We start from the raw sequence: 13,195 nt of genomic DNA on the forward strand, positions 1-13,195 counted from the left end.
CGCTAGCCCGCTGCGCCCTTCGCGACCGCGTCGGAGATGAGCGGCATGACCTGGTCGGTAGCCCAGCCGAGCGAGAGCGCTGACGGGAATCCGACGGCGTTGGGTAGACCGGTGTTGCGGGCCAGCGACACCACGGCGCCGTCCTGCACGGCAGGCAACGCGTTCCAGCCCTCGAACTTGGTGAGGTAACCCAGGTCTCCGGTGGGTGAGACGACAAACAGCACGTCCGCGTTCATGTCTCCGACATTCTCGTAGGACAGGATGCCGCGACCGTCCGCGTCGACGGGCAGCGTCGTGGCATACGGGCTCAGGACCAATCCGAGCGAGGTGAGGAACTGGCCGATACCGCGTTCGTCGGAGGCCAGCACCGACAACTGGCCGCCGGTGTCGCCGATGATCGCGTTGTACCTCTTGCCCGCGATCGTCGGGTTATCTGCGCGTGCCTTGGCCAGATCCGCTTCGGCAGCCGCGATCACCTCTTCAGCCTTGGCCGGGATACCGAGTGCGGCAGCAACTTTACGAGTCGAGTCCTGCCACGGCTCGCCGTTGGCCTTGGTGTCGAAGTGGACCACCGGGAACTGCTTGCTCAGCTGGTCGTACGCAGCCTGGTCGAGTCCCCAGAAACCGGTGGAGACAATGATGTCGGGCTCGAGCACAGCCAGCCGCTCGGTGATCGATCCGGCACCCGTTTCCATGTCGAGGGTTTCGGGTGTCTTTCCGCCGAATGCCTCTACCTGCCACGGCCACACTCCGGAGCCGCCGGTCGCGGCACGGTTCTGTGCATCCACCGGAATCGCGATCGGCGTGACGCCGAGCGAGAGCAGAATGTCTGCGTCCTGAGGGGAAAGCGGCATCGCGCGGGTCGGGGCGGACTCGATGGTCGCCTCACCGAACTTGCCGGACACCGTCACCGGGTACTGGCCGGCGTCGGCGCTCGCCGAGGTGGGCTTGTCGGCGTCGGTGGTACCTGAATCGGACCCGCACGCCGTAACACCGAGCAGAACGGTTGCCGCGGCCAGCGCTGCACCGATCCTGCGATTCCATCGAGAATTCATACCGCTTCCTTCGTAGTTGGGGCTAGTACTTCTGCCAGTTCGCCCAACGAACCGGCGGCAAAGACCTGGGCGGCCTCCACCTCGCAGCCCGCCTCACGCAGCCTGCTCATCACAGCCATCACGCCGATGCTGTCACAGCCGAGCGCAAAAATGTCGTCGCCGAGTCCCACCTGATCGAGCCCGACATGCTCCGCCACCACCCGGCACAGGATCTTCTCGATCTCAGTCACCGGTTCGCGATACTCCCCGATGGGCGCGATCTCCGGACGCGGCAGGGCCGCTCGATCGATCTTGCCGTTCGGCAACGTCGGTATCTCGTCGAGAACCACAAATGCAGACGGGATCATGTAGTCCGGCAACACCGCGCTCAAGGACCGCCGCAAGCCCGCGCTGTCGGGTTCGATCCCGTCCGCCACCACGTACGCAACGAGCGCCCGGGCACCGATATCATCGCGGACCAATACCAGTGCGGCACCGATTCCTTCGGTAGCGAGCAGCGCGGCCTCGATCTCCGCGGGTTCGATGCGGTAGCCACGAACCTTCACCTGGTCGTCGGTGCGACCGCGATACTGGATGTGCCCCGACGCCGTCCACTTGGCGCGGTCGCCCGTGCGGTACATCCGGGTTCCGTCGGCGGCAAATGGGTCTGCCACAAACCGTTCCGCGGTTCGTGCGCGTGCACCGAGGTACCCGCGCACCACACCGTCACCCGACAGGTACAACTCGCCTTCGACTCCGACCGGTACGGGGCGCAACCACTGGTCGAGAATATGAGCGCGCGTATTGCCGACGGGCCGACCCGCGACGGGCGACGTGCTGTCCGACACCCGCGCAACCAGCGCGTCGACGGTACTCTCACTCGGTCCGTACAGGTTGTACGCCTCAACTCCGTCTTTCTCGCGCAACAGATTCCACAGCGGCTGCGAGACGGCCTCGCCGCCGAAGCCCAGTGATGCGGGCACGCGGGTCCCGTCCAGCAGACCGTTGTCGATCAGCTGAGCCAGGTGCGACGGCGTCACTTCGACGAAGTCCCACTCCTGCTCTCGCGCTTGCAGGGCCATGCGACGCGGATCCCGCTGTGTCGTCTCGTCGACAACGCACAGGGCATGGCCGTCGAGCAGCCACAGCTGAGGCTGCCACGACGCGTCGAACGCAAACGACCACGCGTGTCCTACTCGCAGTCGATCTCGCTGCGCCCGTTCCTGCGTCGGGACATACAGGTCCGCGCGATGACTGTGGAACAGCGTCACCAGGCCACGATGCGGCGCGACAACGGCTTTCGGTACACCGGTCGATCCGGAGGTGAACACGATGTATGCCGGATGATCCTCTTGCAGTGGTGCGAGTCGATCCGCGTTGGTGACCGGCGTTGAGGGCAGCTCATCGAACTCCAGGCTGTCCATCGCCAGCACCAGCGAGGCAGGAATCCGGTCGACAAAGGCTCCCACCGTCAGAGTCACTGCCGGCGAGACGGTTTCGAAGATCGCGTCCACCCGCCCTGCCGGAGCGTCAGGATCACACGCGACATAGGCGCCACCGGCAGTGAGTACCGCAAGGATCGCTACGACGCTCTCCGCCGAGCGCGGCAGCATCAGCGCCACCACAGTCTCGGGGCCGACGCCATGTCCGATCAGCACGCGCGCCAACCGGTTGACCCGCGCACCGAGTTCTCCGAAGGTCCAGGACACGTCGGCGGCCAGCAATGCGGTCTCGTCGGTGTAGCGAGCCACCGCCGTGTCGAACAGATCCGCCGCCGTAAGAGTCGGCACCACAATCGGATTGACACCCCACGCAGCCTCGATCAGTTCCTGATCCGCAGCCGGAACAGCTACGATCTCGGACAACCTGCGCTCGGCGGACAGCGCCGTGAACTCCTTCAGCACCTGCGCCAGCCCGTCAGCCAACCGCTGGACTGTGCTGCGGTCGAAGAGTTCCGAGCTGTACTCGATCATGCCGACCACGGCGTCGGTACCCGCGTACTCGACAAAGTCGAACGACAGGTCGAACTTGGCTGTCGCCACCTCGATCGGCTCCGGCGTCATTGCCGCGCCCAGGCTTTCGGCCGGGTTGGGCTCCGTCAAGTACACGATCATGGTCTGGAACAGCGGATGCATCGATCGAGACCGTTCGCCGCCGCCCAGCACCGAGTCGACTACCTGCTCGAACGGCAAGTCCTGATGCTCGAAAGCACCGAGATCGCTGTCGCGGATTCGATTCAACAGTTCTGCGAGCGTCGGATTGCCCGACAGGTCGGTGCGCAGCACCACCGTGTTGAGGAAGAACCCGACCAGATCCTCGAGTTGTGCATCCCCGCGTCCGGAAACCGGGGTTCCCAGCGGAATATCCACGCCCGCACCGGACTTGTGCAGAAGTACGGCCACTGCTGCCTGCGCCAGCATGAACATGCTCACGTTGTGCTCACGGGCCAACGCTCGCAGTCCCACAACCACTTCAGGTTCCCAGGCCAGGTACACAGCGCCGCCGGTGTAGCTCGTCCGGGCAGGCCGCGTCCGGTCGAAGGGCAGTGACAATTCTTCCGGCAAGCCCGCAAGGTTCTTGCGCCAGTAGATCTCCTGTGCTGCGGCAAGACTCTCCGGATCTTCGCGATCTCCGAGAATCTCCCGCTGCCACAGTGTGTAGTCGGCGTACTGAATCGGTAACGGCGCCCAGTCCGGGCTCTGGCCGAGCTGGCGCAACGCGTAGGCCGACATCAGGTCACCCAGCAACGCGCGGGTCGACCATTCGTCCGTCGCGATGTGATGGATCAGCAAGAGAACGACGGTGTGTGGCTCCCCCGCGTTGTCGAACTCGAACACCGACACTCGCACGGGAATCTCACGTTCGAGGTCGAAGCTGTACCGCGAGGCGTGCGCAACTTCTTCGGTGACGTCGTCGGCCGACACCGCGTGCCGGTGCACCTGCACGTCAACGGCATTCTCCGGCACAACCACCTGGTACGGCTCGCCGTGCGCAGAGTGAAACACCGTGCGGAGCGCTTCGTGTCGAAGAACGACGTCCTGGACTGCCGCCGCCAGCGCGGCAACATCCACCGATGCCGGCACCCGCCACGAGATCGGCACGTTGTACGCGCCGCCGTCCACGCCCAACTGGTCGAGGATCCACATCCGCCGCTGGGCAAACGAGACCGGCACACGTTCCGGGCGCTCCCGACGTCCGAGCGTCGACGAAGTGCTGCTTCCGGCGTCGGCAGCCAGCACGGCCAACTGCGCGACCGTTGGTGCCTCGAACACGCTACGGACGGCAAGCTCGACACCCAGTTCACTGCGCAATGCATTGACCAGACGAATGGCCGTCAACGAGTGGCCGCCGAGCGAGAAGAAATCGTCGTCGATTCCCACCGTTTCCAGCCCGAGCGCCGACGCGAACACCTCGCACACCTGGCGTTCGAAGTCCGTCCGCGGTTTCCGCGAGGAGACAGCGCTCTCGAAACTGGGCCGCGGCAGCGCCTTTCGATCCAGCTTTCCGTTGAAGCTGACCGGAAATTCGTCGACCGTGATCACGATTGCCGGGAGCAGGTAATCGGGGACCGTACCGCTCAGAGCGTTACGCAACGTCGTCGCGTCAACCACGACGCCGACCGCCGTCATGACGTAGCCGACCAGTACGGCTTCGCCCTCGGGGTTTCGATGCACCGCGGCGACCGCCCGAGTCACGTCGGGATGTTCCTCGAGGATCGTCTCGACCTCACCGAGTTCGATGCGCAAACCGCGGATCTTGACCTGATCGTCCAAGCGGCCGAGGAATTCGATGGTTCCGTTCTCGGTCCAACGAACCAAGTCACCGGTCCGGTACAGCCGTGAACCAGCATCGCCGTACGGATCGGCCACAAAACGATCCGCGGTGAGCGCGGACCGGCCCAGGTAGCCGTACGCCACCTGCACTCCGCCGATGTACAGCTCGCCTGCCACACCGGCAGGAGTCGGCTGCAGGCTCGAATCCAGAACGTAGAGTTCCACGTTCGATCCCGGGCCACCGATCGAGGAGGACCCGGCGGGGTCGACTTCCAAATCACGAGCAAGGTCTGCTGCCAGAGTGACCTCGACGGCGGCCTCTGTCGGCCCGTACAGATTGTCGAGTCGCACGCCCGGTAGCGCAGCAGCAAATCGTGCGACGGTCCGATTCTGCAGTGCCTCACCGCTGCACACGACGCGACGCAACGATGTCACTGTGGATATCTGCTCGGTGAGTGCCTCTTCGAGCATGGCCGGAACGAAGTGCGCGATGGTCACGTCGTTCTCGCGCAGTAACTGCACCAGCGCCGCCGGATCCCGGTGAGTATCCGGTCCCGCGATCACGGTGGTTGCACCGTTCACACTGGGCCAGAACAACTCCCAGACAGACACGTCGAAGGTGGTCGGTGTCTTGAGGACGACGCGGTCCGTTGGCACCACGGGTGATTCCGCCTGCACCCAGGCCAAACGGTTGACCACGGACTGGTGGGACACCAACACGCCCTTGGGGTTTCCGGTGGAACCGGAGGTGTAGATGAGATACACCGGGTGAGCCGCAGTCAGGGTGCTACGACGCTCGGTCACCGCGTCACCACCGAGCGCCTGCAACCGGGCCTGCACTACCGGTGCGTCGACATCGGTCCGGGCAACACCGCCTGGAATGGATACCGCGCTGGTTGCGAGCACACGCACCGGCCGAGCGTCATCGAGCATGTACTCGATACGCGACGGCGGCAATCCCGTGTCGATCGGCAGGTACGCCGCACCGGATTTCACAACCGCGTGGATTGCCACGATCAGATCTGCCGAACGCGGTACCGCAACGGCCACCACGTCGCCGGGACCGGCACCATCTTCGATCAGTAGGCGGGCCAAGCGGTTCGAGCGTGCCTCGAGCTGGGCGTAGTCGATCTGATCGTCGAAGGCCGACAGAGCCGTGGCTGTCGGCGACAGCGCCGCCTGCCGCGAGAGAAGGTCACCGATCGTCACGGATTCGACCGCGGCGCGTGGTCCGACGCCCACCGCGAGTCGGTGCGCCCGCTCACCGGCGTCCACCAATTCGACAGCCCCGACCCGCGAGGACGGCGCGGCCGCAACCTGATCGACAAATCGCGACAGGACGGCCAGGATCATCGCCACCCGCTCCCGATCGAAAAGGTCTTCGGCGTACTCGGCGATGACGGTCACTTCACCGGTATCCGGCGCGTCGACAAAGGTGACGTTGAGATCGAACTTCGCACGCACGTTGGTCAATTGCTCCCAACGAGTGGGCACACCGAGGAAGTCCGGAAGGACTCCGGCGCGTTGGAGATAGCTCACCATCACCTGGAACAGCGGATTACGGCCTTCGACGCGTGGCGGTGCCAACTCCTCGACCACCCGCTGGAACGGGATGTCCTGGTGGTCCATCGCGCTGAGGTCGGCGTCGCGGGTGCGGTCCACCAGCTCACCGAACGTCGGATCTCCCGACAGGTCGGTGCGCAGCACAACGGTGTTGACAAAGAACCCGACCAGGTTGTCGAGCGCGCTGTCCGAGCGACCGGATACCGGGCTACCAACCGCAATATCGTTGCCACCGCCCAGTCGCGAGAGCACCGCTGCTGTAGCCGCGTGCAGGACCATGAACATCGTGCCGCGGTGGTCATCGGCAATGCCGCGTAGTTTCTGCACGACTTCAGAGCCCAGGGTGATCTGGACGTTACCTGCAGTGCCAGTGGGCTGAGCGGGGCGCAGACGGTTGGTCGGCAGGACTATCTCGTCCGGCAGTCCGGCAAGGCTCTCACGCCAGAATCCGAGCTGGCGATCCGACAGATCGCCCGACAGTAGATCGTGTTGCCACAGTGAGTAATCCGCGTACTGCACCGGCAGCGGCTCCCACTCCGGAGCCTGCCCCTGTGTCCGGGACAGGTAGGCGCGGGTGAGGTCACCGAGCAACGGCGCGTCCGACCATTCGTCGGTCGCGATGTGATGGAGCACCAACACAATGATGTATTCGGTGGGCCTGATCCGGACCAGCGTGACACGCAGCGGTACGTCGGTGCGGAGATCGAAGTTGGCCGTCAGCCGCTCGATCACCAAGCCCTGCGCCGTCTCCGCATCGGCGCCGACAATCTCGAGACGGGTCGCATCCGAGACATCCACGATCTGCTGGAACGGATTTCCGTCGACGATTCCGATGACGGTGCGCAAACTTTCGTGTCGCCCCACCACGTCCTGCAGAGCCGCTGCCAACGCGGCCTCGTCCAGCGCGCCGTCCAACCGGGCCACGTGCGCGTAGTGGTAACTGAGGCTGTCGTCCTGAAGCTGCGCGAGCATCCAGAGTCGTTCCTGCGCTGCAGACAGCGGCACGAACTCGGGCCGGTTGCCCACGACAATCGACGGTTGTGCACTTGCCGCGCTCGGCAGCAGTTCGGCAATCAGCGCCGGCGTGCGAGCCTCGAACAGATCCCGAATCGTCAACTGCACGTCGAACTCCGCACGCACCCGCGAGACCACCCGCATCGCGATCATCGAATGCCCACCAAGTTCGAAGAAGTCGTCCTCGGCACCGACCGAATCGAGTTCCAACAGGTCTGCGAAGACGTCGCACAGCGCCTGCTCTGTTGCGTTCTTCGGCGGCCGCGACGACGCCCCGCTGCGAATCTCCGGCATCGGGAGCGCCTTGGCGTCGAGTTTGCCGTTCACCGTCATGGGGATTGCGTCGATGATCTGCAGAGTGCTTGGCACCATGTAGTCGGGCAGCTTTGCTCGCAGGTACGCGAGTACCGTGGCGGCGATGTCCGGGCCCGAATCATCCGTCACAACCATGTATCCGGCAAGACGTTTCATACCGAGGACCAACGGGTCTTCCACCGCAACAACCGCTGCGGATGCGGCCAGAGGATGTGATTCGACGGCCGATTCGATCTCGTGCAGTTCGACGCGGTAACCACGAATCTTGACCTGGTCGTCGATGCGACCGAGGTAGTCGAGGTTTCCGTCGCGCCGCAACCGGACGAAGTCGCCGGTCCGGTACATGCGGTCGCCGCCGAACGGATCGGCAACAAAGCGGTCGGCGGTGAGATCGGTGCGCCCCAGGTAGCCGCGCGCCAATCCGACACCGGCGATGTACAACTCGCCGGCAACTCCGTCGACGACGGGACGAAGCCACGCGTCGAGGATGTAGCCCCTGGTCGCACGAATCGGAGTTCCGACGGTGGGTGTGACGCTGTCGTCAGTGCCGGCGCCGAGGGTGTTGATCGTGTACTCGGTCGGCCCGTACAGGTTGTACCCGAGCGTTCCCTCGCTATCGCGCAAGCGGTTCCAGACCGAGTCCGGGACCGCTTCGCCGCCGAGCAGCACCAGCGGCGGACGATGCCCGGTGCGGTTGCCGTCAATCGGTTCGCGGTCGAGCAGGCCCTCGGCGAGCAATGCCGTTGCGTAGGTTGGTGTCACGTTGACGACGTCGATCTGCTGCCGGTCGCAGTAGTCGACCAGGGCATTCGCGTCGCGGCGCAGGTCCTCGTCGCAGATGTGCACCTCGTGGCCCTCAACGAGCCAGAGCAGTTCTTCCCACGACATGTCGAAGGCGAAGGAGACGGTGTGCGCCACCCGAAGTCGACGCCCACCCTCGGCAGCCACAACCGGCTCGAAGATCTTTTCCTGATGGTTGCGCTGCATGTTGGTCAGGCCGCGGTACGGGGTGAGAACGCCCTTGGGCTTACCGGTCGAACCGGAGGTGTAGATGACGTAGGCGGGGTGATCGAGACGCCCGACGCGACCCGGCGCAAACGCACCGAGCTCCGCCGCAGTCAGCGGGCTGGTATCCCAATCATTGCTTCCACCAAGGAGAATCGACCGATCAGCGGGGAGGCTCAATCGCGCCGCCGCAGCTGCATTGGTCACGAACAGAACCGGATCAGCATCCTCGATCACCGTCGCGAGGCGGTCGTCCGGCTGGTCGAGTTCGAGCGGCAGGTACGCCGCACCGGCGCGGAGCACCGCAAACAGTGCAACCACCATGTCGACGGTGCGCGGGAGGCCAAGCGCTACTACCGATTCCGGACCGCCGCAGCGAATGATCAGTTGGCGGGCAAGCGCTTCGACTCGGCCGGCCAGTTCCTGATAGGTGACCCGCTCGTCACCGAATACCAGTGCAACCTCGTCCGGAATGGTTGCGGCCCGCTCGATGAGCATCTCGGCGATCGTGACGTCTTCGACAGCGAGTAGCGGCGCGTCCCAGGACAACGCGGCACGCCCCAATTCGGTCGGGGTAAGCGCAGGAACGGCCGCGACCAACCGATCACCGTCGTGTGCAACAGTTTCCAGCAGTGAAATGAACCGCTCGTGCAAGGCCTGAGCGCGGGTGGCATCCACGATGTCGTGACGGTAGTCGATCTTGACATGCAGTTGCTCACCGGGCGAGACCACCACGGCCAGCGGGTAATGCGTATGGTCGAGGCTGTCCTCGGCAACGATGTCGTGCCGTGCCGACTGCGCCGCCATCTCGGTCGCGTTCTTGAAGTTCTGCAACACGAACAAGGTGTCGAACAGTTCGGTATGGCCGGTGGCACGCTGAATTTCGCCGAGCCCGAGGTACTCGCATTCCATCCGCTCGACGTACTCGTCCTGCATCCGCCGCAGCAGCTGCGACACGGTTTCCCCTGGAACCAACGTCACTCGCACGGGCACCGTGTTGAGGAACATGCCGAGCACACTCTCGAGGCCGGCAATCTCGGTCGGCCTACCCGCCACCGTCGAACCGAATACCACGTCGGTGCGGCCCGATTCCGCAGACAGCAGTAGTCCCATGACCGCATTCATCAACGCGTTCAGCGTGACTCCGCTGCGCCTGGCCTGCTCACGCAGTGCCGCAGTCAGTTCCGCGTCCACGTAGGACTCGATACGGGTCGGCACCACCGGGGCGCCGCCCTTGGCGCCGGCTGCGATCAGCGTCGGATTCTCGAAACCCTCGAAGTTCCGTCGCCACGCCTGCGCTGCAACGCCTGGGTCGCGGGAGTCGAGCCACGTCAGATAGTCGGTGAACTGAGCGCCGGCGGCTGGTACGGCATCACCGGCGTAACGGGCCAGCAATTGGTCGACAAACAGTGCGCCCGACCAGCCGTCCCACAGGATGAACTCACGGTTGATCACCAGACGGTCGATGCCGTCGCCCAGGTGGATGAGCAGCATGCGCCACAACGGTGGTGCGGTGAGGTCGAACGGACGTGCGCGGTCGGCGGCTGCCAACTCCTCGGCACCGGTCTTCTGCTCGGCGGGAGAGAGCATCGACAGGTCGGCTTCGACAAAAGGAACTTCGAGTCCGGTTCCGATGAACTGGACCGGGTCTCCCAGACCGTCGTTGGTGAATCCAGCTCGGACCGTGGGGTTCTCGTCCAGAAGCGAGGCTGCAGCGCCGCGCATCCTGGCCACGTCGATGCGATGGCCGAAGTCCAGTGAGAACTGTGCCGTGTAGATGTCCTGGCCGGAATCGAACACCGACTGGAAGAACAATCCCCGCTGCAACGGCGATAGCGGCCAGATGTCCTCGATCACCACGTCGCTGACGGATTCGACGAGTTCGATCTCGCTCTGGGTGAGTGCGATGTGACGCAGATCGGACGGGGTGAGCCCGGACGTCGCACCACCTTCCGCCAGCGCCACCAACTCGCGCAGCGCATCTCGCCACAAGCCCGCCAGGGTTGCCAATTCCGCGTCGTCGATTCCGAAGTCGGAAACGAACTCCACACTCGCGCCACCGGATCGGTCGGCATGCACAGCGATGTCGAGCGCGTACCGACCGATACGGTCACCGCCCGTCCGCACCAGTACCTGAGGCTTCGGCAAGGCTGCCAACGCAGGTCCGGCCTGAACGTTGGCGTAGCGCAGCAGCGGCCAACCGGAACCTCCTGCCGCCCTTGCTCGTTCCTTGGCCGACCTTAGAGCGCTGTGCGCATCGTCGGTCAACACCAACCGAATCGGAGACGTGTAACCCAGCGGCCCGACGGTACGGCTCAGGTCGACATCGTCGCCGGGTCCCCACGGTTGACGGCCGTCGCGCCACACGTCGACGGTGAGTTCACCGGCACCGGCGACGCGCTTCGTCCAACGGGAGACTGCGAGCGCTGTGGCCGCAGCCCATACATCAGCCGGTTCACCCTTGACGAGGCCCGGCACTCGCGTAGTTGCAATGGCATATTCAGCGGGCGTCAGCAGCTCCGTCCGGCCTGCCGCTGCACCCGCGGTGTCGGTTGCCACCAGAAGATTTGCACCCGGCGCCAGAACCGACGTCCAGGTGACCAACTCGGCCAGACGCGTCGGCGATGTCGCTTCCTCGGCAAACCGTCGGGCATGTGCCTTCAAAGACGTGGGCACGGGTGGCAGCACAACGTTGCGCCCCCTCGTCACTGCCCGGAGCGCGGCGGCAAAGTCCTGCGTGACAATCTGCCAGGACACGTCGTCGATCAAACCTGCTGCGGCAGTGAGGATCAGCTCGCCCTCGGCCGAGCAGGAAACACACAGCCCTCGACCGGTTGCGGGGTCCGGAACAACATCATCACCAATCAGCGAATCCGCCTTCACCGCATCGGGTTCGGCTATCGCAAGCATCCACAACACCGGCACGGGCGCAGTAAGAGTCGCTCGCAACCCGTGGTGATGAGTGGCAATCGCCTCGACCGTGTCGACCAACTGCTCCCGGGTCAGATTCGCAGGAGCGTTAATACGGTGCTCACGCAGGGTGCCGGCAACAGGCTGTCCGTTGTCACGGCGGGCAGCGAGGCTCGGCAGCAACGTCAGTGGTCCTGCGCCGTCCTCGTCGTGAGGACGATCCGCAGCCGCGACGTCCAGCCCGTCGACGTCGTACGACCACACGGACTCGTCGACTGCCTCGAGGAACGAGTCGATGAAATCTCCGAGACTGTCGGCAATCTCGTTGCAGCGCTGCGCATTGTCCGGGTGACTGCGAAGCCCGATCTCGATCGGTTGGCCCGACTTGTGCAGCAACACGATGAACTCGAGTTCACCGACCGGCCCGGACGCAAGCATCTCCACGTTGGACTCTCGACCGATGGTGAAACGGGAGGTCGAGTTGGGCATGATGTTGATGCCGATGCCCGGCGGCCGCCAATCCGGGTTCCTGGCAGCCAACTCGCGGCCGATCGCCTCGCCCCGGTAACGGCCGTGCTTGAGCAGTTTCCACATCTTCTGCTCGGCGCTCGTTGCGATATCCGCGAGTCGGGCCTGCTCTCCGACGTCGATACGCATCGGAAGCACGCTGGCCACCATGCCGGGCACGGCCCGCAATTCACGCGTTCCGCGGGCCGTGGTTGGCAGGCTCAGCACTACGTCGGTGGTGCCGGTCGCTCGCGCGACATAACCGCCGAGCAGCGCAATCACCAACCAGGACAAGCGCAGTCCGTTCGCTTTCCCGTACTCCTCGAGTCGCTGACGGCGTTCGAGGTCGAGCGTGAGAGTCACACTCGTGACGCCGGGCGCCGGCGGATGGTCGACGGTGATCAACCGGGGCGACGTCGGAAGATCGCCCAACTCGGCAATCCAGTAGTCGCGATCGTCGTCGATCGTGGTGCCGGAGGTGTACTCGACATCGGTCTCGACGAACCTGGCCAGAGCCCATTCCGCGCTCAAATCCGGTGCGGCGCCCTCGACGTATGCACGCATGATCTTGTTCAGAACCAGCGCGATACCGTAGCCGTCGTTGATGATGTGGTGGTACTGCTGGTACAGCCGCATCGTGTCACCGTCGATGAGGTGCACGGCAAAGGTGAACAGCAGGTCGGTCGCCAGGTCCACCGGCGATTCCATCCGCTCGCGCATCCACCGCAGTGATGCCTCTCGCGGGTCGGCCTCGGCGCGGAAGTCGATGACTGGCAAGTCCCAGTCGCGGCTCTCGCGCGCAATCTGCACCAGAGCGCCGCGAGCATCCACGTCGAAGTTCACATGCAGTGTCTCGGCTTGATCCAGCACAGAGCGACAGGCCTCGACCACTCGATCGATATCGACCTCACCAAGTGTCTCGGTGTAGATACCGGTGTTGTAGAGGTGACCCACCGAGTCCAACTGGTGCCCGAAATAGATGCTGCGTTGGGCCGCTGTCACCGGGAATTCCGACTGCACTGTATTTTTCTCCAAGACTTCAAGATCCACTGTTGGCTCACCAGCGTGGACAAC

The 13,195-nt window shown here is 64.5% G+C and carries 2 protein-coding genes; both read right to left on the bottom strand.

All coding sequences use genetic code 11. From position 1 onward, the window contains the following. Positions 1–2: 2 nt before the first annotated feature. Positions 3–1,055, bottom strand: a complete 1,053-nt coding sequence (locus EEB13_RS08235; protein WP_141485021.1) for an ABC transporter substrate-binding protein — start codon at positions 1,053–1,055, stop codon at positions 3–5. After that, positions 1,052–13,171 carry a non-ribosomal peptide synthetase gene (locus EEB13_RS08240; RefSeq protein ID WP_315985017.1) on the bottom strand — a complete coding sequence of 4,040 codons (12,120 nt, stop codon included), beginning with the start codon at positions 13,169–13,171 and terminating at the stop codon, positions 1,052–1,054. Before EEB13_RS08240 ends, EEB13_RS08235 begins: the two co-directional genes overlap by 4 nt. Positions 13,172–13,195: the final 24 nt, after the last annotated feature.

Origin of the sequence: Rhodococcus sp. WS3 (assembly GCF_003797085.1) — a bacterium.
Lineage (GTDB): Bacteria > Actinomycetota > Actinomycetes > Mycobacteriales > Mycobacteriaceae > Rhodococcus_F > Rhodococcus_F globerula.